The following is a 25,349-nucleotide window of genomic DNA, read 5'->3' as shown; positions in this document are numbered from 1 at the left end:
ACGCGGTTCGCGCGGCGCGGGGACGTCCAGGGTGACGAGGACGCCGGACGTGCGGCGGGCGCGGCGCAGGCCCGCCTTCGTGACCGTCTCCTGGTGCTCGAACCACTTGGGGCACTTCTCGACGGGCTCCAGTGTCCATGTGCCGGGCACCGGTGAGAGGCCGCCGTCTCCGGGGGCGGGTTCCGCGTACTCCTCGTGGACCAGGTCGATGGAGCGGACCCGGCCGGTGGTCTTCCGCCGGGAGTCGCCGTGGTTCTCCACCCACGCCTGGGCGCCGTAGCGGGCCTCTTCCCGGACCTGCGGCTCGTCGTAGGCGACCAGCCGCCAGCCGATCTCGTCGCCCACGGCGAACGGACGGCCGCAGCATTCCATCTGCCAGTCCTCGTAGAACACCCTCATCAGCGCCATGTCCCCACCCTTCAGGAACCGCGCGGCCACCGCGAGACGTTTTCCCCCGTGTCCCCTGCCAGGTACGGTCGGGCTTCCCCGACCGCCCCCCGTCCCACGGGAGCCTCTTACATGACCACCGCCACCACCCGCGCCGACGACCGCCGGATCAGCCCGGTCTTCCTCGGGATCCTGGCCGTCACCGCCGTCACGGGATGGGCCACCTGGACGGGGTTCGCCGAGCAGCCGGGCGTCGCCGTGTTCCTGTTCGTGACGGGCGCCTGGATCGTCTCCCTGTGCCTGCACGAGTACGCGCACGCGCGCACGGCCCTGCACAGCGGTGACATCTCGGTCGGCGCGAAGGGCTATCTGACGCTGAACCCGTTGAAGTACACGCACGCCCTGCTCAGCATCGTGCTGCCGGTGGTGTTCGTGATGATGGGCGGGATCGGCCTGCCGGGCGGCGCGGTGTTCATCGAGCGCGGCCGGATCCGGGGCCGCTGGCGGCACAGCCTGGTCTCGGCGGCCGGCCCGCTGACGAACGTGCTGTTCGCGGCGGTGTGCACGGCGCCGTTCTGGCTGCACGCGCTGGACGGGGTGCCCCTCGAGTTCCGTTTCGCCCTCGCCTTCCTGGCGCTGCTGCAGGTGTCGGCCGCGATCCTGAACTTCCTGCCGGTCCCGGGCCTCGACGGCTACGGGGTGATCGAGCCCTGGCTGTCGGACGGCGTCAAGCGGCAGGTGGAGCCGTTCGCCCCGTTCGGACTGCTGCTCGTGTTCGCGCTGCTGTGGCTGCCGTCGGTGAACCAGGTGTTCTTCGACGTGGTCGACGCGGTCCTGCGGGGGCTCGGGGTGAGTGACGTCGAGGCCTCGCTCGGCTGGAGCCTCTACCGCTTCTGGGAGTAGTCGGCCCGGTCCCGCCGCAGGTAGTACCAGGTCATGTTGGAGGACAGACCGGCGAGCAGCACCCAGACGACCCCCACCGGCCAGCTTCCCTGGACGAAGGAGACGACGGCCGCGGCCACGGCGAGGACGCAGACGACGAGGGCGTAGAGGGCGAGGCGGGGCATTTCTGGCGGCTCCTGTCGGGGGACACTGCTTCGGCGACCAGTGTCCCCCATGCGGTCAGACGTCCGTGATGCGGAGCCCCGCGTGTGCCTTGTACCGGCGGTTGACGGAGATCAGATTGGCCACCAGGGACTCCACCTGGTGGGCGTTGCGCAGCCGGCCGGCGAAGATGCCGCGCATGCCGGGGATGCGCCCGGCCAGCGCCTGGACGATCTCCACGTCGGCGCGTTCCTCACCGAGCACCATCACGTCGGTGTCGATCTCGGCGATCTCCGGGTCCTGCAGGAGGACCGCCGACAGGTGGTGGAAGGCGGCGGCCACCCGGGAGTCCGGCAGCAGCGCGGCGGCCTGCTCGGCGGCGCTGCCCTCCTCCGGCTTCAGCGCGTAGGCGCCCTTCTTGTCGAAGCCGAGCGGGTTGACGCAGTCCACGACCAGTTTCCCGGCCAGTTCCGCGCGCAGGGACTCCAGGGTCTTGCCGTGGCCGTCCCAGGGCACGGCGACGATCACGATGTCGCTGCGCCGGGCGGTCTCGGCGTTGTCGGCGCCCTCGACGCCGTGCCCGAGTTCCTCGGCGGCGGCCTGGGCGCGTTCGGCGGCCCGGGAGCCGATGATCACCTTCTGCCCGGCCCTGGCGAGCCGGTAGGCGAGGCCCTTGCCCTGCGGCCCGGTGCCGCCGAGCACGCCGACGACCAGCCCGGAGACGTCGGGCAGGTCCCACGGGTCCTTGGCGGGGGCCTTCTGCGGTGCGCTGTCGCTGGAGGTGTCGCTAGAGGTCATGCGCCGACTCTACGTCCGCCCCCGGGACCCCCACGGCCGGAGTGAGCCGGGTCACGGGCCCCACCGCGACTCCCCCGGGCCGGAGGGTGCCGCGGTGATCGGGCAGGGTCCCCGAGTCGGGCGAATTCAGGGTGAATTCCGCGTCACGAGTGACCGGTTGCGGCACCATGCGGTCGTATGGACGCCGTACGGGTCGCATTGCTGCGCGAAGTGCTCGCCGGGACCGAGTGGCTGGAGGCCACCCGGCGGTTCGCGGGCACGCTGCGCGGGTCCGTGGTGACGCACGGCGGCGGGCTGCTGCTGGTCGGCACCCCGCAGTACGAGCCCTGGCATCTGGCCGCCCACCTGGTGGACGAGGCCGCCTGGTCGGGCACGCCCGAGCTGGCCCCGACCCTGGTACGGCACGACGCGCGCCCCTCGGACCCGGCGCACCTGGCCGTCGGGCCCGGGCGGATCGAGGCGGCGCGGCGGGGGGAGACGCTGCTCGTCGTGGCTCCGGTGGAGCCCGCGCCGCTGCTCCAGCGGGTGCACGACGCCCGCCGGTCCGGGGTGACCGTACTGGCCCTGGGGGCCGGCGGGGGCGAGCTGGAGTCGATGGCCCACGAGACGCTGGTGGTGCCGGAGGGGGCGGAGCTGGACCTGGACAGCGTGCAGCACCTGGTGAGCGCGGCGGCGGGCGAGAACGCGGGCTGCCCGAGGGTCCGGCGGGGGTTCCGGGACCGGCTGTCACGCCTGGCGGAGATGCTGACAGCGCCGCCACCCGCCCCTTGGTGAGGGGGCGGGGAGAAGACCAGGGGAGGCTGTGGGAGGGTACGCCACGGTCCCGCCAGGGCGGGGGGCTGGTGAGTGGCTGGACGTCGCGGGTGCACCGGCCCGGGCTGATGGTGGTGCTGTCGGCCGCGCTGCGCGGTCGGCCGGGCGGGCTGCTGTGCGCGGTGCGGTGGGGCATCCGGCGCTGTGCCTGCCGAAGCCGATGACGTACGACGTACGGACGAACGAGCACGCGACCCGCCTGCGCGCCCAGCGGACGGCGTCCGCGCCGCCCCCGGCGGGGGCGGGTCAGGCCCCCGCCGGGGGCGGGTCAGTCGTCGTCCGTCGTGCCGCCGGCCGGCGCGTCATGCCAGCGTGGGTCGTTCTCCCACTCGAGGTTGCGCTCGCGGGCGCTCTCCATCGCGTGCTCGGCCTCCGCACGGGTGGTGTACGGCCCGAAGCGGTCCTTGGCCGGGCACTCGGGGCCCTCCTCGACCTTCTTGTGCTGCAGGCAGTAGTACCACTCGCCGGGTTTCCCGGCCGTCCGCTTCTTGAACAGGGCCATGACCACTCCTCTCGCCACGGACATCTTCCCCCGCGCCCGCTGGTTAGACTCGCTGGCATGTCTGGCCAGTCGCTGCTCGTCCCAGGGGAGCTGTCCCCCACCCGCCCGGTTCCGGGAAACATCCGCCGCCCCGAGTACGTCGGCAAGCCCGCACCGACGCCGTACACCGGGCCGGAGGTGCAGACGCCCGAGACCGTCGAGGCGATGCGGATCGCCGGGCGTATCGCCGCGCGGGCCATGGAGGAGGCCGCGAAGCTCATCGCGCCGGGCGTGACCACCGACCAGCTGGACAAGGTCGCCCACGAGTACATGTGCGACCACGGCGCCTACCCGTCGACGCTCGGCTACCGCGGCTTCCCCAAGTCGCTGTGCACCAGCGTCAACGAGGTCATCTGCCACGGCATCCCGGACTCGACGGTGCTCAGGGACGGCGACATCGTCAACCTGGACGTGACGGCGTACATCGGCGGGGTGCACGGCGACAACAACGCCACCTACCTGGTCGGCGACGTGGACGAGGAGTCACGGCTGCTGGTCGAGCGGACCCGGGAGTCCCTCAACCGCGCGATCAAGGCCGTGAAGCCCGGCCGGCAGATCAACATCATCGGCCGGGTCATCGAGTCCTACGCCAAGCGCTTCGGGTACGGCGTGGTCCGGGACTTCACCGGGCACGGCATCAACTCGTCGTTCCACTCCGGCCTGATCGTCCCGCACTACGACAGCCCGCACGCCACCACGGTCATGAAGCCGGGGATGACCTTCACCATCGAGCCGATGCTGACGCTGGGCACCCACGAGTACGACATGTGGGACGACGGCTGGACCGTGGTGACCAAGGACCGCAAGCGCACGGCCCAGTTCGAGCACACGCTGGTGGTGACCGAGACGGGCGCGGACGTCCTCACGCTGCCGTAGCCGGCTCCGACAGGCGGTAACACTGGCTGACCGTTCCACAGGCTTGTTGCGCCACACGCGGCACGATGTTCGGCCGGGTGTCCCGGCCGTCACGGAACGTCGGCCGGCGTACGAGAGGTGTGTCCGGGGCGGGGTGCCGACGGGTTGCTCACCGCTCCGGCTCGCGCTCCAGGTACACCCGGCCCCCCACCTCGACCCACCCGTGCGGCTGCGGGGCCGTGAGGAGCTGGGAGCCCGAGCCCTGGGTGATGTTGAGGGCGCGGCCCAGTCGGTCGGTGAGCAGCAGGGCCGCCGCGCCCGTCGCCTCGTCCTCCTCGATGCCGTCGTCCCGGCCGGGGAAGGCGCGGGCGCGGATGCGGCCGGCGGACTCGTCCTCCCAGGCCCAGGCGTAGATCCATTCGCCGGGTGACGGCACGGGCAGCGCCTCGACCTCGGCGGCGGTGGCGTACTGGCGCAGGGTGCGCGGCGGCACCCACTCCGGGCGGGCCTCGATCCAGCTGAACTCGCCGTCCAGGCGGGCGCCGACGACTCCAGCCGGGGTGACGAGTTCGGGCACGTCGAGCAGCCAGGCGGTGCCGACGCAGGGGTGGCCGGCGAAGGGCAGGCGCAGGGTGGGCGTGTAGATGTCGATGACCCCGCGCTCGGGGTCGTCCACGAACACCGTCTCGCTGAAGCCGAGCTTCGCCGCGAAGGCCTGGCGGTCGTCCGGGTGGGGGATCCGCGAGCCGTCGCGGACGACGCCCAGTTCGTTGCCGTATCCCCCGTTGGCCGCGCAGAAGACGCGCAGCACGTCGTAGTCAGTCACCCGGGAATTGAAACATCACCCGGGCGGCGAGGACGTCCCAGGCGGGGGCGGCGCCGGGGAGCGGCCAGGGACGTGTGCGGGCGCTCTCGTACGGCAGGCCGGCGAGAGCGTCGTCGAGGCCCTGGACCACGCGCCGCCGATGCTCCGCCATGGCCGATCGCTCCAGCAGCCGGGCCGTCAGTCCCTCACGCTCCGCGAGCCGGCTCTCCAGCTCCCACTGCCACTCCTCATCGTCCATGACCCGGGTCAGCACCCCGGGCCAGCACCACACACTTCGGGTCCATCTCCCCTGCCGACGCCACCACCGCCCGGTCGTGGCCGTCCAGCAGCAGCCAGTCGGCCGGCGCCGTGACGCCCTCTTCACGGGCCAGTGTCACGACCCCGCGACCACTTGACCTTTCCTTTACTTTCTCTTGGCGTCCGTTTTGAGCCGTCGATATCAAGCCGTGCCTGTGATCTTTCCGTGCGAGCTGAATCACGGACCGGGTGGGTAGTACTGAGGTAAGCCTCAGGTAAGTTAGGCGAGCCTCACCACACCGTTTCGCTTGGAGCCCGCATGCGAGCCGTCCAGCTCACCGTCACCGCCGCCGCGACCGCGGCCGCTCTGACCGTCCTCTCGGCCTGCACCGCGAAGAGCGATGCCAAGGGCGGCGACGCCATCCAGGTGACCGCCGCCGACTCCACGTGCGACACCTCCGCCAAGTCGGTCCCGGCCGGCCAGGTCACGCTGCGGATCGAGAACAAGGGCAACAAGGCCACCGAGGTCGAGATCGTCCTCCCGGACGGCCGGATCATCTCCGAGAAGGAGAACGTCGGCCCCGGCACCAAGTACACGCTGACCGCCGAGGTGAAGGCCGGCTCGTACGAGATCGCCTGCCGCCCGGGCATGAAGGGCCACGGCGTGCGGCAGAAGCTCACCGTCACCGGCGGCTCGACCGCCGCCAAGCGGAACCCGCAGCTCGACAAGGCGGTCGCCGACTACCGCGCCTACGCCCAGGACCAGGCCGACCAGACGCTGCCGCTGGTCGGGACGTTCGTGAAGGCGGTCAAGGACGGCGACCTGGAGGCCGCGAAGAAGGCCTACGCCCCCTCCCGGCTCGGCTGGGAGCGCACCGAGCCGGTCGCCGAGTCCTTCGGCGACATCGACCCCAAGGTCGACATCCGCGAGGACGGTCTGGAGTCCGGCCAGAAGTGGACCGGCTGGCACCGCCTGGAGAAGGCCCTCTGGAAGGACAAGAAGGCCGGCGCCGAGGAGAAGGCCCTCGCCGACCGGCTGGTGACCGACCTGAAGGACTGGCAGAAGCGGGTCGGCAAGGCAGAGATCACCCCGACCTCCATGGCCAACGGCGCCAAGGAACTGCTGGACGAGGTCGCCACCGGCAAGGTGACCGGCGAGGAGGAGGCCTACTCGCACACCGACCTCGTCGACTTCAAGGGCAACGTCGAGGGCGCGCAGAAGGCGTACGAGCTGCTCAAGCCGGTCGCGCAGAAGAACGACCCGGCGCTCACCAAGGAACTGGACAAGCAGTTCACCGCGCTGAACGCCCTGCTGGACAAGTACCGCTCGAGCAGGACCTCGTATGACTTCGTCTCCTACGACAAGGTCACCGACGAGCAGCAGAAGGAACTGTCGGACGCGGTGAACGCCCTCGCGGAACCCCTGTCCAAGCTCGCCGCGGCCGTCGTGAAGTAGGGGGACGAAAACAGTGACGGACACCCAGGGAACCAGCCCCTCCCGCCGCGCCCTGATCGGCTGGGGCGGCGCCGGCCTCGCGCTCGGGGCCGCCGCGGCCGGCGGTGCGGTGGCGATGGCGAGGACCGGCGACGACGTGGACCCGGCCGCGGCCGACACGGGCGCGGCGGTGGACTTCCACGGCGCCCACCAGGCGGGCATCGCCACGCCGGTGCAGGACCGGCTGCACTTCGCCGCGTTCGACGTCAAGACCGACGACCGCGCCGAGTTCGTGCGGATGCTGAAGGACTGGACGGCCGCCGCGCGCCGGATGACCGCCGGGAAGGCGGTCGGCGAGGGCGCGTACGGCGGGCTCGCCGAGGCACCGCCGGACGACACCGGTGAGGCGCTGGGACTGAAGCCCTCGCGGCTGACCCTGACGATAGGGTTCGGGCCCTCCCTGTTCGAGAAGTTCGGGCTGAAGGACAAGCGGCCGGCGGCCCTGGTCGACCTGCCCGCCTTCCCCGGCGACAACCTGGAGAAGTCCCGCACCGGCGGGGATCTGTGCATCCAGGCCTGCGCGGACGATCCGCAGGTCGCCGTGCACGCGATCCGCAACCTGGCCCGGATCGGCTTCGGCAAGGTCGCCATCCGCTGGTCCCAGCTCGGCTTCGGCAAGACCTCCTCGACCACGCCGGACGCCCAGACGCCCCGCAACCTCATGGGGTTCAAGGACGGCACCCGCAACATCGCGGGCACGGAGACGGACCGGCTGAAGAAGTTCGTGTGGGTCGGCGACGGCGACGGCCCGGGGTGGATGACCGGCGGGTCGTACCTGGTCGCCCGGCGGATCCGGATGAACATCGAGACCTGGGACCGGACCTCGCTGCAGGAGCAGGAGGACGTCTTCGGCCGCGACAAGGGCGAGGGCGCCCCGGTCGGCAAGGCGAAGGAGCACGACGAGCCGTTCCTGAAGGCGATGAAGCCGGACGCGCACGTGCGCCTGGCGCACCCCGACTCCAACAACGGGATCACCATCCTGCGCCGGGGCTACTCCTTCACCGACGGCACCGACGGGCTCGGCCGCCTGGACGCGGGCCTGTTCTTCCTGGCCTACCAGCGTGACGTGCGCAAGGGGTTCATCCCGCTGCAGCGCAAGCTGGCGGGGCACGACGCGCTCAACGAGTACATCCAGCACGTGGGTTCGGCGGTCTTCGCCGTCCCGCCCGGCGTCCGCGACAAGGACGACTGGTGGGGCCGGACACTGCTGAGCGAGGAGGCGTAACCGTGTTCTCCAACTACCTGATCGCTCTGCGCGAGGGCCTGGAAGCCAGCCTCGTCGTCTGCATCCTGATCGCCTACCTGGTCAAGACCGGACGCAGGGACGCCCTGAAGCCGATCTGGATCGGCATCGGCACCGCGGTCGCCATCGCCATGGGCTTCGGCTGCGTCCTGGAGTTCGGCTCCCAGGAGCTGACCTTCAAGGCCCAGGAGGCGCTCGGCGGTTCCCTGTCGATCGTCGCGGTGGGCCTGGTGACCTGGATGGTGTTCTGGATGCGGCGCACCGCCCGCCATCTGAAGGCGGAACTGCACGGCAAGCTGGACGCCGCCCTGGCGATGGGCACGGGCGCGCTGGTCGCGACGGCGTTCCTGGCCGTGGGCCGGGAGGGCCTGGAGACCGCCCTCTTCCTGTGGGCGTCGGTGCACTCGGCCTCCGACGGCACCCCACGCCCGCTGGTCGGCGCGGCGCTCGGCCTGGCGACGGCGGTGCTCCTCGGCTGGCTGTTCTACCGGGGCGCGTTGAAGATCAACCTCGCCAAGTTCTTCACGTGGACCGGCGGGATGCTGGTCGTGGTCGCGGCGGGCGTGCTGGCGTACGGCTTCCACGATCTGCAGGAGGCCGACATCGTCCCGGGCCTGACCGACCTGGCCTTCGACATCAGCAATGTCATCCCGCCGGACAGCTGGTACGGCACCCTGCTCAAGGGCGTCCTCAACTTCCAGCCCGACCCGACCGTCGTACAGGTCACGGTGTGGCTGCTGTACCTGGTGCCGACGCTCGCGCTGTTCCTCGCCCCGTCGGACTTCTTCGCCCAGCTGCGCGGCAGGTCGCAGTCGGCGCCGCCCGCGGCGCACGACAAGGCCTGAGCGCCGGACCGCCGCCCGGGGCACCCGGCGTCCGAACGCCGTTCCCTCCCGGTAGGGTTCGCCTCCGGGAAGGGGAAGGTGAAGGGACCCGATGAGCAGGGATCGCAGCCCTCGCGGGCTTCGCAGGCGTGACCGGAACACACTCATAGCGGCCTCGCTGACCGCTTTGTCGCTGACGGCGAGCGGATGCATGGTGGTGCACGGGGAGCGCGAGGTGCTCCCCGCCGCGACCCGCGCCGAGGCCGCCGAGGCGCTGCGGCAGTTCACGGACGCGTACAACAAGGCCGACAAGGCGTACGACCGTTCCCTGGACGCCGGGCACGTCACGGGCGCGTTCGGCGACATCGACGGGGCCCGGCTGAAGGCGGGGCAGATCAACAGCCCGGGCGGCAATCCGGCGCACACGCCGCTGAAGCTGTCGGACGCGAAGTTCACCATCGTCAAGAAGGCGGGCTGGCCCCGCTGGTTCGTCGCGGACACCGCCGCCAACAAGGGCGGTTCCGCCCGCTGGCTGTTCGTCTTCACCCGCGGGGACCTGGCCGAGCCGTGGCAGGCGGCGTACGTGACGCTGGTGGCCCCCGGCAGCGTGCCCGAGTTCAGGAAGGACGCGGACGGCTGGGGCGAGGCCGTCCCCGCGTCCTCGGCGTCACTGGCGGTCGAACCGCAGGCGCTGAGCCAGGACTACGCGACGTACCTCAAGAGCGGCGGGAGCACCTTCGCGGACGGCGCGCACACCAGCGGGTGGCGCGCGGACCGGGCGAAGAGCGCCAGGAAGCCGGGTCTGGTCACGCAGTACATCGACGAACCGCTGACGCGCGGCGACTACGCGCCGCTGGCCCTGCGCACCGCGGACGGCGGAGCGCTGGTGTTCTTCACCACGCACCACTACGAGAAGGAGACCGCCGCCGCGGGCACCTCCGTGCCCTCCCGGGGCGCCGACGTCAAGGCCCTGACCAAGGGCGAGGTCAAGCAGTCCCTGACGCTGGAGTTCGTCTCCAACGAGGTCGCCCTGGACCCGAAGCCGGGCGGCAAGGTGTCGCTGTTGGGCCGCATCCAGGGCCTGACGGGCGCTCAGGGCAGCTAGTGCTGCGACCGGAAAGGTTCACCGGCTCGCGACGCCCGGCACGGCACCTCGCCGCGTTGTCGCATCACCCGGGTACATCCAGTACGCGGGCGACGCTCCGCCTTGCGATGCACCGCACCGGACGCCGCGAGCTTCCCGGCGCACCTTTCCGGCCACAGCACTGGCAGTCCTCAGTCGCACGTCCTCAGTGCCGCAGGGGCCAGGCCGCCGCCGGGTGGCCGGGTTCCTGGCCCGCGTGGCGGGCGCAGGCGTCGGTGAGGGACTCCAGCAGGCTCAGCGGGTCGGGCAGCGGATGCTCCGGGCCGCGTACCCAGCGCACCGCCTTGCCGTCGCCGGGCAGCCGGGCCGGGGGGACCAGCACGTACGAGCCCCGGCAGTGCCAGCGCAGGCCCGGGTGCTCGTCCATCGTCTCGGGGTGGCAGTCCAGTTCGCAGGGCCACCACTCGTCCTCGTCCTCGGGCGTGCCCCGGGTGAGGGTGAAGAACAGCATGCGGCCGTCGTCGCTCTCGGCGACCGGACCGACCTCGACGCCGGAACCGAGCAGCCGCTCCAGGGCCTCCCGGCCGGCCTGCGCCGGCACGTCGAGGACGTCGTGCACCATGCCGGTGGCGGTGATGAAGTTGGCCTCCGGCTGGTGCCGGGCCCAGCGCTCGATCTGCGCGCGGTCGGTGGTGGACTGCGTCTGCCAGGCGAAGGACACGGGGTGCCGGGCCGGAGTCGGACAGCCGACGCGGTCGCAGGAGCAGCGGTAGCCGGGCGCGGGGTGCGCGGCGGGCGCGAGCGGCAGTCCGGCTTCGGCGGCGGCCAGCAGCAGGGCCTCACGACCGCCGTCGTCGGCGGTCTCCTTCGGGCGGCGGCCACGCAGCCACTGGGAGAGTCTGCCCTGCCGGCCGGACCGGCCGTCGAACGTCCCGCTCATCTATCGCCTCGCATCGCTGTTGTGCGGACAGCATGCCCCATGGTCGCACCTTCCCGTGCGCCGGGGGCATCCGGGGCAAGGGTGACCATGCGGTCAGCGCGGGGCGAACCCGGGCCGTGACCCGGTGTCAGGAACGTCCCGGCTCCGGTGCCGGCGGCCACGCGTCGCCCCAGTCCGCGTCCCGGGCCGCCCGGTACAGGTCGCCGTGGCGTTTGGTGACCGTGGTGCGGCGCTTGTGCTCGTCGGCCTCGCACAGGTCGAGGAGGACCTGCCCCTTGCGGATCTGCGGGCGCCGGACGACCCGCGCGGGCGCGGGGGTGGCCGGGAGGCGGGTGGCGGCGACGTAGCTGAACTTCTCGTCCTCGTAGGCCAGCGAGCCGCCCTTGACCTGCCGGTGCAGGGAGGAGCGGCTGACCCGCGCGGAGAAGTGGCACCAGTCCGTGCCGGGGGCGAGGGGGCAGGCGGCGCTGTGCGGGCAGGGCGCGGCGACGCGGAAGCCGGCCTCGACGAGGCGGTCGCGGGCCTCGATGACCCGGGCGTGGCCGGCCGGGGTGCCCGCCTCGACGATCACGACGGCCTGGGCGGACCGCGCGGCGGCGTCGACGAGGGCGGTGCGGTCGGGCTCGGTGAGTTCGTTGAGGACGTAGGAGACGGTGACCAGGTCGGCCGGGTCGAGGGTGAGGGCGGCGCCGATGCGGGCGCGCTGCCAGCGGGCGTCCCCGAGTTCCGGGTGGGCGGCGGCGAGCTCCTCGCCGAGGGCGAGGGCGGGCGCGGCCCAGTCCAGTACGGTCACCGGCCGGGTCCCCGCCCAGGTGGCGGTGACCGCCCAGGTGGCCGCGCCGGTCCCGCCGCCGACGTCGATGTGGCTGCCCGGCGTCCACCCCGGTACGGCGTCCGCGAACGCCGCCAGCGCCGCGCGCACCGCCTCGAAGGTGGCCGGCATCCGGTAGGCGGCGTACGCGGCGACGTCGGCGCGGTCCCGGAGGATCGGCGCGTCGGTCGGGGTGTCTCCCCGGTAGGTGGCGATCAGCCGTTCCACGGCTGAGGCGGCCTGCTTGGGCGGGAGTCCGTCGAGCAGGCCGGTGAGGGTGGCGCGGAGGGTGTCGGCTGCGGAGGCGGGGGCGTTCACCCGCCGATTCTCTCAGGCGTCCCGGACCGCTCTCGCCAGACGGGTCGCCGCCGCCGCCCTGGGCGCGCTGTCCGGTGGCCGTCGTCGGGGGTGCACCGTGTTCGCCAGCAGCACGAGGAAGGTGTCCGTCGCCGGGTCCAGTACCAGCGACGTCCCCGTGAAGCCCGTATGGCCGGCCGCTCCCCTGCCCGCCAGCCCGCCCATGAACCACGGCTGGTCCACGGCGAAGCCGAGGCCGGGCGGGGTCAGCAGGAGTTCCACGAAGTCGGGGCCGAGGATCCGCGCGGGGCCGTACGCGCCGCCCGCGAGGAGGGTGCGGCAGAAGACCGCCAGGTCCGTGGCCGTGCCGAACAGGCCCGCGTGACCGGCCACCCCGCCCAGCGCCCAGGCGTTCTCGTCGTGGACGACGCCCCGCACCATCCCCCGGTCCGCCTTGGCCCACGGCCGCCGCTGGTCCTCGGTGGCCGCGGCGTCCGGGCACGGCCCGAAGGCGGTCGCGGTCATCCCGAGCGGCCGGGTGATCCCCTCGTGCACCAGGACGTCGAGGGGGCGGCCGGTGATGCGCTCCAGCACGAACTGCAGCAGCAGCATGTTCAGGTCGGAGTACAGGTGGGTCCCCGGTGGCTCGACCGGCGCCTCGGCCCGCAGCAGCGCCAGCCGCGCGGTGTCGTCCGCGCACTCGTACAGCGGCAGCTCGGGGCGCAGCCCGGAGGTGTGGGTGAGCAGCTGCCGTACGGTGATGCGGTGCTCGGCGGCGGCCCGGAACTCCGGGAGGTAGGCGCCCACCAGGGCGTCGATGCCGAGGGTGCCCCGTTCGATCTGCTGGACGGCGGCGACCGAGGTGAACAGCTTGGTGAGGGAGGCCAGGTCGAAGGGGGTGCCGACGGTCATCGGCACCCGGGCGGCGCGCGGCGGTTCCACCCCCGTGTCGCTCTGCGGGTCGTAGGCGGTGTACCGCACCGCCCAGCCCGCCGCTTCCCGCACGGCGATCACCGGCCCGCGCCCGGCCACCACGACGACGCCCGCCGCCCAGGGGCGCTCGCCCGTGGTGAGGTCGCGGACCTCCCGGACCAGATGGCCGAGTTCCGTGGGGTCGAGCCCGGCCCGTTCCGGGGTGTCGACGCGCAGTCTCGGTGCGCTCAGCTCTCCGCTCCCTCCGTCCTCGTACGCCTGTTCCAGGGTCGGCACATTCCCACGAAGCACGCCAGCGCAACCAGTGCCCCCGCCAACTGGACGACGGCCATCGGTACGGCGGTGTGCTCCCCGGCGACGCCGACGAGCGGCGAGGCGACCGCTCCGACGAGGAAGGAGGACGTGCCGAGCAGCGCGGAGGCGGAGCCGGCGGCGTGCCGGGTGCGCAGCAGGGCGAGGGACTGGGCGTTGGGCAGGGTGAAGCCCATCGCGGACATCAGCACGAACAGGGCGGCGGCGACGGGGGCGAGGCCGACGTGTCCGAAGGCGCCGGCGGACATCAGCAGCAGCGCGGTGGCGGTCAGGGTGGTGACGGTCAGGCCGACGGCGAGCACCAGGTCCAGTCGGACCCGGCCGACCAGGATCTTGCCGTTGACCTGACCGGCGACGACCAGGCCGACGGAGTTGAGGCCGAACAGCAGGCTGAAGGTCTGCGGGGAGGCGCCGTAGATCTCCTGGATCACGAACGGCGAGGCGGATATGTAGGCGAAGAGCGCGGCGAAGGCGAAGCCGCCCGCGAGCATGTAGCCGGTGAAGGGCAGGTCGGCGAGCAGCGCGCGCATCCCGCGCAGCGCCGCGCCGACGCCTCCGCTGTGGCGTTCGGCGGGCGGCAGGGTCTCGGGCAGCCGGAACCAGACGACGCCGCCCAGCAGGGTCCCGACCAGCGTCAGGACCACGAAGACGCCCCGCCAGTCCGTCACCCGCAGGATCTGTCCGCCGATCAGCGGCGCGACGATGGGCGCCGCCCCGGAGACCAGCATCAGGGTCGAGAAGAAGCGGGCCATGGCCACGCCGTCGTACATGTCCCGGACGACCGCCCGGGCGATGACGATCCCGGCCGCGCCCGCGAGACCCTGCGCCAGCCGGAAGGCGACCAGGGTCTCCACGGTGGGCGCGACGGCGCACAGGGCGGTCGCCACGACGTAGACGGCGAGGCCGATGAGCAGGGGGCGCCTGCGGCCCCACCGGTCGCTCATCGGGCCGACCACGAGTTGGCCGAGCGCCATCCCGGCCAGGCAGGCGGTGAGCGTGAGCTGGATGGTCGCGGCGGGTGCGTGCAGGGAGCGGGTGACCGCCGGGAGGGACGGGAGGTACATGTCCATCGCCAGCGGGGGCGTCGCGGTGAGGCCGCCGAGGATGAGGACGAGCAGGAGGCCGGCGCGGTGCGTGGCCGGGGCGGCCGGCTGCTGCGGCTCGGACCCCTCCCCCAGCCCCGGTGTCGACGCTGTCGCGTGCTCGCCCATGTGCCCCTCCCTCTCCGACCCGACCGCCACCTATGCTCTCAGCTCGGAGAACACCGGTCGTACACAGTGCCGGGGATCACATGAGCGAGGGGTGGGGATGGCGGAGCAGAGCGTGCGGTGGGGAATCCTGGCCACGGGCGGGATCGCCGCCGCGTTCACGGCGGACCTGGTGGACCTGCCCGACGCGGAGCTGGTGGCGGTCGCCTCCCGCAGCGAGGAGTCGGCGCGGGCGTTCGCGGAGCGGTTCGGGATCCCGCGGGCGTACGGCGACTGGGAGTCGCTGGCGAAGGACGGGGACATCGATGTCGTGTACGTCGCCACCCCGCACTCGGCGCACCGGGTGGCGGCCGGCCTGTGCCTGGAGGCGGGGCGGAACGTGCTGTGCGAGAAGCCGTTCACGCTGAACCTGCGCGAGGCCGAGGAACTGGTCGGGCTGGCGCGGGAACGCGGTCGCTTCCTGATGGAGGCGATGTGGATGTACTGCAACCCGCTGGTCCGGCGGCTGAAGGCGCTGGTCGACGACGGGGCGATCGGTGAAGTACGCACCGTGCAGGCCGACTTCGGACTCGCCGGGCCCTTTCCGCCCGCGCACCGGCTGCGGGACCCGGCGCTCGGCGGCGGCGCGCTGCTCGATCTCGGCGTGTATCCGGTCTCCTTCGCGCACCTGCTGCTCGGCGAGCCGTCCGACGTGACCGCGCGGGCCACGCTGTCCGCCGAGGGCGTCGACCTGCAGACGGGCGCCCTGCTGTCCTTCGGCGACGGCGCGCTCGCCTCGGTGCACTGCTCGATCGTAGGCGGTACGTCCGTCTCGGCGTCGGTGACGGGTTCCCAGGGCCGGATCGACATCCCGGACGGCTTCTTCCACCCCGACCGGTTCGTACTGCACCGCGACGGCCGCGCTGCCGAGGAGTTCGCCGCCGACCCGGCCGACGGACCGCGCAACAGTTTGCGGCACGAGGCCAAGGAGGTCATGCGGGCGCTGCGGGCCGGCGAGACGGAGTCCCCGCTGGTGCCGCTGGACGGCACGCTCGCGGTGATGCGGACGCTGGACGCGATACGGGAGCGGATCGGGGTGCGTTATCCCGGCGAGGAGGCTGCGTACGCTCCCGCGGTGCCGTTCGGGGAGCAGGGCTGAGCACCGACGCCCCGTCACCCCTCGCCCCTCGCCCCGCACAAACGGAATTGCAACATCCGCGCTATTGCGGGCGATAGCGACCCTATGCTCAAATTTCCTTCACCAGAGCTTCACAGTTGGAACGGTGGGAGCTCTGGTGTCCGCCGGCCACACCGAGGGGGGTGGCGGCAGCCGTTCCACCGCACCGGGCTGGGGGTGGACCTCGCGCGGAGCGCGGGTACGCACCGGTGGGTGGATCGGCTGCCGCTTGAGCAGACCCGGGGGTCGGCCGCCGTGTTCCGCCTGCTGCGGAGCGGCTGTTGCGTGTGGTCGCGGTGTTGCCGGGCTGTCGGGGTGGGGCCGCACTACGGCCCTTGCCCGCCGCCCGTGTGTGCGGGCCGGCGGACGAGACGGGGATGTCCCGCTCCGGGCTCAGCCAGGCTGCTCCGTGTCCGGCCTGCTCCTCGCGTCGGGCTTGGCCTTGATGCCGGGCTCGGCTTTGGCGCCGAGCTCGGCTTACGCGTCCGGGCCGGCCTTCGCGCCGGACGCGGCCTCGGCATCACGCTTGGCCTTCGCGCCGGACGCGGCCTTCGCGTCCGGCGCAGCCTTCGCGTCCGGCGCAGCCTTCGCGTCCGGCGCAGCCTTCGCGTCCGGCGCAGCCTTCGCGTCCGGCGCAGCCTTCGCACCGGGCTTGGTCTTGATGCCGGGCTCGGCTTTGGCGCCGAGCTCGGCTTACGCGTCCGGGCCGGCCTTCGCGCCGGGCGCGGCCTCGGCATCACGCTTGGCCTTCGCGCCGGGTGCGGCCTTCGCGTCCGGACCGGCCTCCCCGCCGGGCTTGGCCCTCGCATCTGGCACCCCCTCCGCGACCGCGGCTGCCCTGCGCCGCCGCAGGGCCCACGCGCCGGCGCCCAGCAACGCGACCGCGCCGCCGGCCCCTTCCAGCAGCCGCCAGGCCGACGAGCCGCCCGAGGCCGTCCCTGACGCCCCGGCGGCTGCCTGGGCCCCCTTGCGCTTCGGAGCCGGGCTCGCGCCCGCGCCCGCCTTCGCGCCGCCCTCACTGAGCGGCTCGACCAGCGCGCCGACCGGCTGCGCCGAACGCCCGCCGCCGAAGCCCCAGTCGAGCAGCGCGGCGGTCTCCTCGTACACGGCGTTGCCCCCGCTCTTGGGGTGCATCACCGTGACGAGCAGGGTGCGCCCGCCGCGCACGGCCGCGCCGGTGAACGTGTTGCCGGCATGGCTGGTGTAGCCGTTCTTCACCCCGATGAGACCGTCGTAGGTGTCCAGCCCCCAGGCCCCCGTCAGCAGCCGGTCGGTGTTCTGGATCTGGAAGGTCTTCTTGCCGCCCGCCGGGAAGTCGGCGGTCCGCGTGCCGCAGTAGCCCCGGAAGTCCCCGTCCTTCAGCCCGTGTCGGGCGAACAGGGTGAGGTCGTACGCCGAGGAGAGCTGGCCCTTGTGGTCGAAGCCGTCGGGGCTGACCACATGGGTGTCCAGGGCCTGCAGGTCCTCCGCCTTGGCCTGCATCTCGGCGACCGTTTTCGCCAGCCCGCCGTTGAGGTGGGCGAGGACGTGCACCGCGTCGTTGCCGGAGCGCAGGAACACGCCCTGCCAGAGCTGGTGGACGCTGTAGGTGATGCCGGGCTTGACGCCGACCAGGCTGGAACCGGCGGGGACGTCGGCCAGGTCGGCGTCGGTGACCTTGTACTCCATGCCGCGGTCCAGTTTCTTCAGCACCGTGTCCGCGAACAGCATCTTCAGCGTGGACGCGGGCGCGAGACGCTGGTGGGCGTTGAACGAGGCGAGCACCTCGCCGGTGTCGTGGTCGGCGACGAGCCAGGAGCGGGCGGTCAGTTTCCTGGGCAGCCCGGTGGCGCCGCTCACCTGGATCCCTGGGCGAGCCAGCCGCACACCGCCGATGGCCGTCGCCGCGGAGGCGGGGCCGGCTGCCGACAGGGGAAGGGCGGCGGCCGTCAGACCGAGGAGGGCACGCCGACTGAGCCGAGAACAATCATGCACCCCGGGACCGTACACCGCGGCAGCCATAGGAAAATCTGATCCTGTACCCGCTTTCTCAGCCCTGACACATGTTTTACCCAGGTCCCCTCAAAGGTTCCTCCATAGCTTGGCGCCGCGCCCACAGCGGGCGCCAAGAACCTAGAGGAACGGGATGTTTGGCATCTATCTCAAGCGCGAGCTGAGTCGGCGCAAGAAGGCCGCTCTGGTCATCGCGATGGGTCTGGCGCTCGGTATCGCGCTGGTCATCACCGTCAACTCGGTGTCGGCCGGCATGCAGCAGGCGCAGGACAAAGTCCTGAAATCGCTGTACGGCCTCGGAACGGACATGACCGTCACCAAGGCCCGGTCGGCACCCAAGGCAGGCAGCTCGGGGCAGGGCCCGAACTTCAAGTTCGACGCCAAGTCCAGCGGCAAGACCTCGCAGAGCTCCGACCGGGTGATGACACAGGGCGGCCAGGCCCTGAAGTCCTCGCTGGTGGAGAAGGTCACCTCGCAGAAGGGTGTGGACAGCGCGGTCGGCGCCTTGTCCCTGAACGTCACCAAGGTCGACGGCTCCTTCACCCAGGGCAAGGCCCGGACGTCCTCCGGCTCCTCGGGGTCCCAGCAGCAGGGCGGTCCCGGCGGCGGCACCAACGGCGGCGGCAGCGGTCAGCCGCAGATACAGGGCGGCGGGGCCGACTTCAACGTGAACAGTTACTCCGTGGTCGGCGTCGACGTCACGCACCAGGACCTCGGCCCGCTCGCCGCGATGAAGATCACCTCCGGCAGGAGCTTCGCCTCGGCGCAGACGAACGCCAAGGTCGCGGTGGTCGGCAAGTCCTACGCCAAGGAGAAGAAGTACAAGGTCGGGTCGACCTTCAAGATCTCCGGCACCCAGTACAAGGTCATCGGCATCGCCACCCCGGACAGCAGCGAGTCCACCATCGACGTGTACCTGCCGCTGAAGCAGGCGCAGACGCTGGGCGACGCCAAGAACAAGGTCACCACGATCTACGTCAAGGCGACCGACTCCCAGCAGATCTCCGCCGTGAAGAAGGAGATCCAGGCCAACATCTCCGGCACGACGGTCACCACCTCGTCCGACCTGGCCTCCACGGTCTCCGGCTCGCTCTCCACCGCCTCCAGCCTCGCCGCCGGCGTCGGCAAGTGGCTGTCGATCGCGGTGCTGGCCGCCGCCTTCCTGGTGGCCGCGCTGCTCACCTCCTCCGCCGTGTCCCGGCGCGTGCGTGAGTTCGGCACGCTGAAGGCGCTCGGCTGGCCGAGCCGCAGGGTCACCCGCCAGGTGGTCGGCGAGTCCATGGTCAACGGCCTGATCGGCGGCGGCCTCGGCATCGCCCTCGGCCTCGCGGCCGCCTGCACGGTCACCGCGATCAGCCCGATGCTGACGGCGCAGCTCGGCAACAGCGGTGGCGGCGGCATGGGCGGCCCCGGCGGCGGTGGACCTGGCGGCGGCCCCGGCCGGCAGGCCTCCTCGAACACCCTGGAGATCGCGCTGTCCGCCCCGGTGTCCGTGACCACCATCGCGCTCGCGGTGGGCCTGGCGGTCACCGGCGGCCTCGTCGCCGGCGCCATGGGCGGCTGGCGGGCCTCCCGGATGCGCCCGGCGGACGCCCTGCGCAGCGTCTCGTAAGCCTCTCCAGCTCCCCGTCGCTTCCCGTCTTCCCGTTACGGAGTTCCCATGTACAGACTCACCGGCGTCACCAAGCGCTACACGCGCGGCAAGGAGACGGTGGAGGCGCTGCGCGGCGTCGACCTCACGATCGCCGACGGCGACCAGCTCGTCATCCAGGGTCCCACCGGCGGCGGCAAGTCCACGCTGCTGCAGATGATCGGCGGCCTGGACCGCCCGACCGAGGGCAGTGTCGAACTGGACGGCGTGGACCTCGCGCGCATCAGCGAGGCCAAGCTGACCCGGCTGCGCGCCGAGAAGATCGGCATCATCTTCCAGGCGTTCAACCTCATCCCGACGCTCACCGCGCAGGAGAACGTCGAGACCGCCCTGGTCCCCCTCGGCGTCAGGCCCGCCGAGCGCCGCGAGCGCGCGGCCGAGGCGCTGCGCTCCGTAGGCCTCGGCGAGCGCCTCTCCCATGTCCCCTCGGAGATGTCCGGCGGCCAGCAGCAGCGCGTCGCGATCGCCCGCGCGCTGGTGAAGAGGCCGAAGGTCCTGCTCGCCGACGAGCCCACCGGCAACCTCGACGAGGGCACCCGCGACGACATCATGGCCCTGCTGGAGGGCCTGTGGCGCGAGCACGGGCTGACGTTCGTCCTGGTCACCCACGACTCGTCCATCGCCCGCCGGGCGCCACGCGTGGCCACCATCAAGGCCGGTCGGATCACGCTGACCGAGCAGAGCGTGCGCTTCTGAGGCGGGGTCCGCTCGGGGAGGCGCCGCTCACCTCCCGAGTATCCGGTCGACGTCGGCCAGTTGCGCGGCGGTGAGCGGCCCCTTCGCGAGGGCACCGGCGTTCTGTTCGGCCTGCGCGACCGAGCGGAAGCCGGGAATGGGGACCGTACGAGGGCTGCGCGCCCACAGCCAGGCGAGGGCGCCCTGGGCAAGGGTGCGACCGTCGCTGGTGAGAACGTCCTTCAGGGCGTCGACCCGGGCTACCCACTGCGGATCGGCCCCGGACCCCTCGCTGAACCCCTGAAGCCAGGCGGGCGGCCGGCTGCGGATGTCCCCGGACTCCAGGGCGGCCCCCTGCGCGTGCTTGCCGGTGAGCAGGCCCATGGCGAGCGGGCTCCGGTTGATGCTCGCGAGCCCCGACTCCTCGCACAGCCGGACCATCTCCGGGGCGTCCTGCAGGACGTTGAGCGCGTGCTGTACGGCCGTGCAGTGCTCGCCTTCGGCGAAGACGGCGGCGCGTACGGGGTCGTCGGTGCTCCACGCATAGGCGCGCACGAGCCCCTCCTTGACGAACTCCTCGCAGAGGTCCCGCAGTTCGGCCGCCCGGCCGAGGTCGGCGTCCGACAGGTGGAGCTGGTAGAGGTCCACGTGGTCGGTGCCGAGGCGGCGCAGCGAGGCGGTGAGCGCGCGGCGGGCGTACTCCGGGGAGTCGTCGCTGCCCGTGAGGGTCCGGGTCTCCTCGTCGAAGACGTTGCCCCACTTGGTGGCGACGACGACCTCGGCCCGCCGCCTGCCGAGGGCGCGGCCCAGTACGCGCTCGCTGTGCCCCGCGCCGTAGGTGTCGGCGGTGTCGAAGAAGGTGACGCCGAGGTCGAGGGCACGGTGCACGGCCCGTACGGACTCCTCGTCGTCCACCTTCCCCCACCCCAGCGGCTGCCCGTCGGCGGCCTGCCACTCCCCGCCGATGGCCCAGCAGCCGAAGCCGAGCGCGCTGACCTGTATACCGCTGCGTCCCAGTGTCCTGTTGCTCTCCATGGCAAGGACGCTAGAAGTTGAAGCGCGCACTAAGGCAAGCCCTTGCCGCGGTTGTTTCAGGTGTGGACGGTGCGACGCTGGAAACGCGTGCAATGACCGTTCCTGTCGACTTCTCGCCTGGGGAGCAACCGTGACCTCTTACGACCGACGCGATCTGGGCCTGCTGCTGCTCCGGCTGGGAACCGGCGGAGTGCTGGCGGCGCACGGCGCGCAGAAACTGTTCGGCTGGTTCGGCGGACACGGCCTGGAAGGGACCGGCAAGTTCATGGAGTCCGTCGGCTACTCCCCCGGCAAGGCGAGCGCGACGGCGGCGGGCCTGGCCGAGACGGGCGGCGGCGCACTGCTGGCGCTGGGCCTGGCGACCCCTGCGGCCGGCGCGGCGGCTGCCGGCGCGATGACGGGCGCTGCGGCGGTGCACAAGCCGAACGGCTTCTTCGCCCAGGAGGGCGGCTACGAGTACGCGGCCAGCCTGGCCCTGGCCGCCACCGGCCTCGCCATCACCGGCCCCGGCCGCCTCTCCCTCGACCACGCCCTCGGCCACCGCGTCAACCGGGGCTGGATGGTCCCGACGGCCCTCGGCGTCACGGCGGCGGCGACGGCGGTGGTCATCGGGGCACGGAACAAGCGCCTGCAGAAGTCCAAGGAGGCCGAGGCCGAACAGGAACCGCTGTTCGAAGAGTAGGCCCGGTCCGGCATGGGGCAGGCTGCCCGCATGACCGACGACGAGTACGCGGCCCTCTGGCCCACCATCGACGCCCTGACGTCCTGGCTGGACACCAACCGGACCCACGACGGCACCGAGGGCATCCTCCTGCGCGTCCTGAAGCTGTCGGAGGAGGTCGGCGAGGTCTCCCAGGCGGTGATCGGCGCGACGGGCCAGAACCCGCGCAAGGGAGTCACCCACACGTGGGAGGACGTCGAGGCGGAACTGTGCGACGTCGTCATCACGGCGCTCGTGGCGCTGCGCACGCTGACGCCGGAGGCGCGGGAGGTCTTCGCGGGGCACCTGGCGAGGGTGGCGGAGCGATCAGCTCCGCCACGCCTCGTACCGCCGACCTGAGCCTCAGAACAGAAGGTCGCTGGTCTTCACCGCCGCCATGAACGCCGACCAACCGGACGCCGAGAAGACCAGCGCCGGGCCATGCGGAGCTTTGGAGTCCCGGACAGGGACACCGGCCGGGTATCCGTCGAGCACTTCGACGCAACTGCCGCCTTCGTTACCGCTGTAGGTGGATTTGCGCCAGCCGTCCAGCGAAGAAGCATCCGGGATGGTGTGTTCAGTCACGGTCTCCGTAGTCCTTTGCTGTCGCCCGCATCAGAGCCAGGGACTCCCTAAGCGGCATTGCATCACCTAGCGCGAGATCGTATGCGCCTTCGAGTCGATCGACCACGCCTGGGGAGTCGTGCACCTTCCCCACTTGGATGCCTTCGGAATACGCCACCGGCGGCTGATCCTCGAACCGCATCAAGGTGAGCATGCTCTGCATGAGCGGGTGAACCCCGAGTCCAAAGGGCAGCACATAGACGCGTACGCGCCCCTTTTCCGCAAGCCGGACGATATGGAGGATCTGTTCGGCCATGACGTCGGGGCCGCCGACTACGCGCCGCAGCACCGCCTCATCGAGGATGGCCCAGACGACCGGGCGCACCGGATGGTCCAGAACCCGCGCGCGCTCAAGCCGTGTGACAACGAGCCTGTCACATTCCTCTTCACTCACTGGAGGGAAAGACGTGGCCAGAACCTCGCGTGCATACCTCTTCGTCTGGAGAATGCCAGGGACGAACGACAAGGCGAACTCCCTGATCATCACCGCCTGCTGTTCGAGCTGCCGAGCCGCCTCGAAGTACTCCGCAACGGCCGCACTCTCATCCGGCAGGAAACTGCTCAGCACATCCCCGGTGTTCAGCGCCCTGTCCAGCCGTCGCGCGTCCTCCTTGGACGGGATACGGCGGCCGGCCTCGATGTGCGCGATGTGCGAACGGGTCATGATCGCCTGGTTCGCCAACTCCTGCTGCGTCAGCCCGGCCGCCTCGCGCTGAGCCTTCAACCAGTCCCCGTAGATGTTACTCAACGTCGTCTCCCATGTGACGGAGGACTTGTCACCTGCTGCCCCCTGGCGAGGGTAACCCGCTTCGTCTCACTCTGTGAGCAGATCGCTACACAGCGGTGTCCTGCTGTTGCCACCCAAGCACCCACGCGGAGTTCGACAAAGTGCTGCCATCCCCCACAGCCACTCCCTCCCCCGCCCCCCACTTCAGAATCCAGCTCAGCTCCACACGCCGGGGCGCCCGCCTCGCCCGTCTCCTCGTGGAGCAGCAGCTCGAGGACTGGGGCCTCCCGCGCACAAGCCCGGTCACGCGCGCCCTCCTCGCCATCACCGCCGAGCTCGCCGCGAACGCCGTCACGCACGGCCGTACACCCGGCCGGGACTTCGAGGTACGCCTCCACCTCACCCCCACCCACGCCCGCATCGAGGTGAGCGACACCCGTCCGGACCGGCTGCCCACACTGCCCGACACCACAGCCCCTGCCACATCGCCACCGCCCGACATGGCAACAAGCGGTCGGGGCCTGCTCCTGGTCGACGCCTTCGCCACTCGCTGGGGCTGCGAACCGCGCAGTGAGTTCGTGAAGACCGTATGGGCAGAGGTATCCGGCGAGTTCCCTCGACTCTTGCCTAACCTATCGAAACTCGATAGATTCCCATCGTAATTCGTTAGAAGGTCGGGTCATGGGAAAGATGACAGTGCGTGCGTTGCGCGCCGTGCTCGTGGTGGTGCTCGTCGGCACCGTGTTCGTACAGGCAGCGATGGTGTGGACGTTGGCCGGCGGGAGGGACCCGGAGGACGGGTCGCTTCCACTGACCGCATTCCGCGTGATCACGATCCTGGGCATGGTGTCGGCCCAGGTCGCCCTGGTCTGCGTATGGCGGCTGGTGGCGATGGTGCGACGGGGAACCGTGTTCTCCCACGCCGCCTTCCGGTACGTGGACGGGGTGATCGGCGCGATCACGGCGGCTGCCCTCCTGTGGTTCGCGGTCACGGCCGTCAATGCGCCGGGGCAGCGGGCCGACCCGGGCGTCACCGTCATCATGGGAGGGATCGGCCTGGCCATCCTGGGGGTCGCACTCATCGTGCTCGTGCTGCGAATGCTGCTCGCCCAGGCCGTCGCACGCGACGTCGAAGCGGCCCAGATGAAGGCCGAGTTGGACGAGGTGATCTGATGCCGATCGTCGTCGACATCGACGTGATGCTGGCCAGACGCAAGATGTCCGTCGGCGAGCTCGCGGAACGCATCGGGATCACGCCCGCCAACCTGGCGGTACTCAAGAACGGCCGAGCCAAGGCGGTCCGCTTCGTGACGCTCGCCGCACTCTGCGACGTGCTCGAGTGCCAGCCGGGCGACCTGCTGCGCTGGGAGGCCGAGGACGTCGCGGGCGGATGAGCCGTGCCTGCGAGCTTCGGCCGACTCCGCGAGCATCCCGGAGCCGTACCTGCTGATGCGGCTGGCCGGGCTGCCCGACCCACGAGATCCGCGCGGGCGGACTCCCGGGGGACTTCCCGCTGCCGGACTCGGCAAGGCCGTGCAGCATCGGAAAGGACCTCCGACGCAGGTCAGATGCCCTAAGGCAAAGCCGCAGGTGGCGGAAGACGAGTCGGGCTGTACGCCGGGTTCTCCAAGCAACGACACCCTGTTCATCCTCTCTCAGGTCCACGACGCCGGGCGGCGCAGTGTGCAGCGTCCGCAGAGCGTGAGCATCGAGCGAGGACTGCGGTACCGGCAGATCAACGGGCAGGTCATGGAGGACGGTGAGGAGCGTCCGGCTGTCGACGGCCCCGAGGCCGGCTGCGGAGCGGCGGCGGGCCTCGTCGGCGAAGACTGTCACGGCGGCCTGTGCCTGCTGTCCGCGCAACCTGAGTTCGACGAGCGCGTGCTCGGCCAGCAGCATGTGTCGGGCCCTCGTCCTGGTCGCTCGGGGTCGGTCCGTCGGGCGGTCCGCGGCACGGTGGGCGCCAATCGCCTCCTGTTGTCCACCAGTCCCGCCCACTCAGGGCACGTCCGGCGGCGGAAGGCGTCCGCCCGATCGCCGCTTCCCCTACGATGCCCCGCCTCGCCGGAGCGTGCCACCCGCCATCGCGCGGCCGGCCACACTGGGCGGCCGGCCGCGTTCCCCCCGCAGGTGGATGGCGT

The 25,349-nt window shown here is 71.7% G+C and carries 30 protein-coding genes; 15 read left to right on the top strand and 15 right to left on the bottom strand.

The features are described 5' to 3' along the window. On the bottom strand, window positions 1-408 hold a 408-nt coding region (locus ACFY0F_RS03250; protein WP_388788070.1), incomplete at its 3' end, for a DUF6578 domain-containing protein. Window positions 409-519: 111 nt separating this feature from the next. Between ACFY0F_RS03250 and ACFY0F_RS03245 the strand changes: the two genes are divergently transcribed. Next, window positions 520-1,290, top strand: a complete 771-nt coding sequence (locus ACFY0F_RS03245; protein WP_388788068.1) for a site-2 protease family protein — start codon at window positions 520-522, stop codon at window positions 1,288-1,290. On the opposite strand, the gene ACFY0F_RS03240 is transcribed toward ACFY0F_RS03245, so the two are convergent. Both ACFY0F_RS03240 and npdG read right to left on the bottom strand, forming a co-directional pair. After that, window positions 1,272-1,505 (bottom strand): hypothetical protein, encoded by a 234-nt coding sequence (locus ACFY0F_RS03240; protein ID WP_388788066.1) that lies wholly within the window; start codon window positions 1,503-1,505, stop codon window positions 1,272-1,274. The two genes, ACFY0F_RS03245 and ACFY0F_RS03240, sit on opposite strands and share 19 nt — an antisense overlap. A 4-nt stretch (window positions 1,506-1,509) precedes the next feature. Then, window positions 1,510-2,229 (bottom strand): NADPH-dependent F420 reductase, encoded by a 720-nt coding sequence (gene npdG, locus ACFY0F_RS03235; protein ID WP_388788063.1) that lies wholly within the window; start codon window positions 2,227-2,229, stop codon window positions 1,510-1,512. Window positions 2,230-2,406: 177 nt separating this feature from the next. Between npdG and ACFY0F_RS03230 the strand changes: the two genes are divergently transcribed. Continuing rightward, window positions 2,407-3,003 carry a hypothetical protein gene (locus ACFY0F_RS03230; protein WP_388788060.1) on the top strand — a complete coding sequence of 199 codons (597 nt, stop codon included), beginning with the start codon at window positions 2,407-2,409 and terminating at the stop codon, window positions 3,001-3,003. A 307-nt stretch (window positions 3,004-3,310) separates the two neighbouring features. Here the strand turns inward: ACFY0F_RS03230 and ACFY0F_RS03225 are convergent, their stop codons facing one another. Then, window positions 3,311-3,544 (bottom strand): hypothetical protein, encoded by a 234-nt coding sequence (locus ACFY0F_RS03225; protein ID WP_388788057.1) that lies wholly within the window; start codon window positions 3,542-3,544, stop codon window positions 3,311-3,313. 57 nt (window positions 3,545-3,601) lie between these two features. On the opposite strand from ACFY0F_RS03225, the gene map reads away from it, so the two are divergent. Next, window positions 3,602-4,459: a type I methionyl aminopeptidase gene (gene map, locus ACFY0F_RS03220; RefSeq protein WP_388788055.1), complete on the top strand. Its 858-nt coding sequence runs from the start codon at window positions 3,602-3,604 to the stop codon at window positions 4,457-4,459. Window positions 4,460-4,607: 148 nt separating this feature from the next. Here the strand turns inward: map and ACFY0F_RS03215 are convergent, their stop codons facing one another. From ACFY0F_RS03215 to ACFY0F_RS03205, 3 genes are read right to left on the bottom strand one after another with little or no spacing between them, the layout of a single operon-like run. After that, the gene (locus tag ACFY0F_RS03215) at window positions 4,608-5,264 is read right to left on the bottom strand and encodes a PhzF family phenazine biosynthesis protein (protein WP_388788052.1); all 657 of its coding nucleotides are present in this window, start codon (window positions 5,262-5,264) and stop codon (window positions 4,608-4,610) included. Continuing rightward, window positions 5,257-5,502 carry a hypothetical protein gene (locus ACFY0F_RS03210; protein ID WP_388788049.1) on the bottom strand — a complete coding sequence of 82 codons (246 nt, stop codon included), beginning with the start codon at window positions 5,500-5,502 and terminating at the stop codon, window positions 5,257-5,259. Before ACFY0F_RS03210 ends, ACFY0F_RS03215 begins: the two co-directional genes overlap by 8 nt. Beyond that, complete coding sequence (locus tag ACFY0F_RS03205) at window positions 5,492-5,641, bottom strand: hypothetical protein (protein WP_388788047.1); 150 nt, start codon at window positions 5,639-5,641, stop codon at window positions 5,492-5,494. Before ACFY0F_RS03205 ends, ACFY0F_RS03210 begins: the two co-directional genes overlap by 11 nt. Before the next feature lie 179 nt (window positions 5,642-5,820). On the opposite strand from ACFY0F_RS03205, the gene efeO reads away from it, so the two are divergent. The 4 genes from efeO to ACFY0F_RS03185 all read left to right on the top strand — a co-directional run bounded on the left by efeO (window position 5,821) and on the right by ACFY0F_RS03185 (window position 10,168). Further along, window positions 5,821-6,957 carry an iron uptake system protein EfeO gene (gene efeO, locus ACFY0F_RS03200; RefSeq protein WP_388788044.1) on the top strand — a complete coding sequence of 379 codons (1,137 nt, stop codon included), beginning with the start codon at window positions 5,821-5,823 and terminating at the stop codon, window positions 6,955-6,957. Window positions 6,958-6,970: 13 nt separating this feature from the next. Next, entirely contained in the window at window positions 6,971-8,221 is a 1,251-nt protein-coding gene (gene efeB / locus ACFY0F_RS03195) for an iron uptake transporter deferrochelatase/peroxidase subunit (protein ID WP_388788041.1), read from the top strand. Window positions 8,222-8,223: 2 nt separating this feature from the next. Further along, entirely contained in the window at window positions 8,224-9,084 is an 861-nt protein-coding gene (gene efeU / locus ACFY0F_RS03190) for an iron uptake transporter permease EfeU (protein ID WP_388788038.1), read from the top strand. Window positions 9,085-9,241: 157 nt separating this feature from the next. After that, window positions 9,242-10,168, top strand: coding sequence for a hypothetical protein (locus ACFY0F_RS03185; RefSeq protein WP_388789171.1), 927 nt, complete (start codon window positions 9,242-9,244; stop codon window positions 10,166-10,168). Between the two features lie 184 nt (window positions 10,169-10,352). Here the strand turns inward: ACFY0F_RS03185 and ACFY0F_RS03180 are convergent, their stop codons facing one another. The 4 genes from ACFY0F_RS03180 to ACFY0F_RS03165 all read right to left on the bottom strand — a co-directional run bounded on the left by ACFY0F_RS03180 (window position 10,353) and on the right by ACFY0F_RS03165 (window position 14,651). Then, window positions 10,353-11,087, bottom strand: a complete 735-nt coding sequence (locus ACFY0F_RS03180; protein ID WP_388788035.1) for a bifunctional DNA primase/polymerase — start codon at window positions 11,085-11,087, stop codon at window positions 10,353-10,355. 127 nt (window positions 11,088-11,214) lie between these two features. Continuing rightward, on the bottom strand, window positions 11,215-12,216 hold the full coding sequence (locus tag ACFY0F_RS03175; RefSeq protein WP_388788033.1) for a small ribosomal subunit Rsm22 family protein: 1,002 nt from the start codon (window positions 12,214-12,216) through the stop codon (window positions 11,215-11,217). A 12-nt stretch (window positions 12,217-12,228) separates the two neighbouring features. Continuing rightward, window positions 12,229-13,404 (bottom strand): serine hydrolase domain-containing protein, encoded by a 1,176-nt coding sequence (locus ACFY0F_RS03170; RefSeq protein ID WP_388788030.1) that lies wholly within the window; start codon window positions 13,402-13,404, stop codon window positions 12,229-12,231. Continuing rightward, window positions 13,356-14,651 (bottom strand): multidrug effflux MFS transporter, encoded by a 1,296-nt coding sequence (locus tag ACFY0F_RS03165; protein WP_388788028.1) that lies wholly within the window; start codon window positions 14,649-14,651, stop codon window positions 13,356-13,358. The genes ACFY0F_RS03170 and ACFY0F_RS03165 overlap by 49 nt, the downstream gene beginning before the upstream one ends. A 97-nt stretch (window positions 14,652-14,748) precedes the next feature. Here ACFY0F_RS03165 and ACFY0F_RS03160 point away from each other — a divergent pair, with 97 nt between their 5' ends. Then, window positions 14,749-15,786 (top strand): Gfo/Idh/MocA family protein, encoded by a 1,038-nt coding sequence (locus ACFY0F_RS03160; protein ID WP_388788025.1) that lies wholly within the window; start codon window positions 14,749-14,751, stop codon window positions 15,784-15,786. Window positions 15,787-16,497: 711 nt separating this feature from the next. Here the strand turns inward: ACFY0F_RS03160 and ACFY0F_RS03155 are convergent. Continuing rightward, the gene (locus ACFY0F_RS03155) at window positions 16,498-17,805 is read right to left on the bottom strand and encodes a D-alanyl-D-alanine carboxypeptidase family protein (protein ID WP_388788022.1); all 1,308 of its coding nucleotides are present in this window, start codon (window positions 17,803-17,805) and stop codon (window positions 16,498-16,500) included. A gap of 124 nt (window positions 17,806-17,929) precedes the next feature. Between ACFY0F_RS03155 and ACFY0F_RS03150 the strand changes: the two genes are divergently transcribed. Both ACFY0F_RS03150 and ACFY0F_RS03145 read left to right on the top strand, forming a co-directional pair. Continuing rightward, entirely contained in the window at window positions 17,930-19,408 is a 1,479-nt protein-coding gene (locus ACFY0F_RS03150) for an ABC transporter permease (protein WP_388788019.1), read from the top strand. Window positions 19,409-19,456: 48 nt separating this feature from the next. After that, window positions 19,457-20,143, top strand: a complete 687-nt coding sequence (locus ACFY0F_RS03145; RefSeq protein ID WP_388788016.1) for an ABC transporter ATP-binding protein — start codon at window positions 19,457-19,459, stop codon at window positions 20,141-20,143. 27 nt (window positions 20,144-20,170) lie between these two features. Here the strand turns inward: ACFY0F_RS03145 and ACFY0F_RS03140 are convergent, their stop codons facing one another. Next, on the bottom strand, window positions 20,171-21,157 hold the full coding sequence (locus ACFY0F_RS03140) for an aldo/keto reductase (RefSeq protein WP_388788014.1): 987 nt from the start codon (window positions 21,155-21,157) through the stop codon (window positions 20,171-20,173). A 130-nt stretch (window positions 21,158-21,287) separates the two neighbouring features. Between ACFY0F_RS03140 and ACFY0F_RS03135 the strand changes: the two genes are divergently transcribed. Beyond that, window positions 21,288-21,839: a DoxX family protein gene (locus ACFY0F_RS03135; RefSeq protein ID WP_388788010.1), complete on the top strand. Its 552-nt coding sequence runs from the start codon at window positions 21,288-21,290 to the stop codon at window positions 21,837-21,839. A 30-nt stretch (window positions 21,840-21,869) separates the two neighbouring features. Beyond that, window positions 21,870-22,217 carry a MazG-like family protein gene (locus tag ACFY0F_RS03130; RefSeq protein WP_388788008.1) on the top strand — a complete coding sequence of 116 codons (348 nt, stop codon included), beginning with the start codon at window positions 21,870-21,872 and terminating at the stop codon, window positions 22,215-22,217. 3 nt (window positions 22,218-22,220) lie between these two features. Here ACFY0F_RS03130 and ACFY0F_RS03125 read toward each other — a convergent pair whose 3' ends face one another. Then, on the bottom strand, window positions 22,221-22,442 hold the full coding sequence (locus tag ACFY0F_RS03125) for a DUF397 domain-containing protein (protein ID WP_388788005.1): 222 nt from the start codon (window positions 22,440-22,442) through the stop codon (window positions 22,221-22,223). Beyond that, on the bottom strand, window positions 22,435-23,229 hold the full coding sequence (locus tag ACFY0F_RS03120) for a Scr1 family TA system antitoxin-like transcriptional regulator (protein WP_388788002.1): 795 nt from the start codon (window positions 23,227-23,229) through the stop codon (window positions 22,435-22,437). Before ACFY0F_RS03120 ends, ACFY0F_RS03125 begins: the two co-directional genes overlap by 8 nt. A gap of 95 nt (window positions 23,230-23,324) precedes the next feature. Between ACFY0F_RS03120 and ACFY0F_RS03115 the strand changes: the two genes are divergently transcribed. From ACFY0F_RS03115 to ACFY0F_RS03105, 3 genes are read left to right on the top strand one after another with little or no spacing between them, the layout of a single operon-like run. Next, window positions 23,325-23,870 (top strand): ATP-binding protein, encoded by a 546-nt coding sequence (locus ACFY0F_RS03115; protein ID WP_388787999.1) that lies wholly within the window; start codon window positions 23,325-23,327, stop codon window positions 23,868-23,870. A gap of 19 nt (window positions 23,871-23,889) precedes the next feature. Continuing rightward, window positions 23,890-24,381 (top strand): DUF2975 domain-containing protein, encoded by a 492-nt coding sequence (locus tag ACFY0F_RS03110; RefSeq protein ID WP_388787996.1) that lies wholly within the window; start codon window positions 23,890-23,892, stop codon window positions 24,379-24,381. Next, complete coding sequence (locus tag ACFY0F_RS03105; RefSeq protein ID WP_388787993.1) at window positions 24,381-24,602, top strand: helix-turn-helix domain-containing protein; 222 nt, start codon at window positions 24,381-24,383, stop codon at window positions 24,600-24,602. The genes ACFY0F_RS03110 and ACFY0F_RS03105 overlap by 1 nt, the downstream gene beginning before the upstream one ends. The last annotated feature ends 747 nt before the right edge of the window (window positions 24,603-25,349 follow it).

Origin of the sequence: Streptomyces sp. NPDC001544 (genome assembly GCF_042894285.1) — a bacterium.
Classification (GTDB): domain Bacteria; phylum Actinomycetota; class Actinomycetes; order Streptomycetales; family Streptomycetaceae; genus Streptomyces.
Note: the sequence above shows the minus strand (reverse complement) of the source record. Positions and strands in the feature narration are given on the sequence as shown.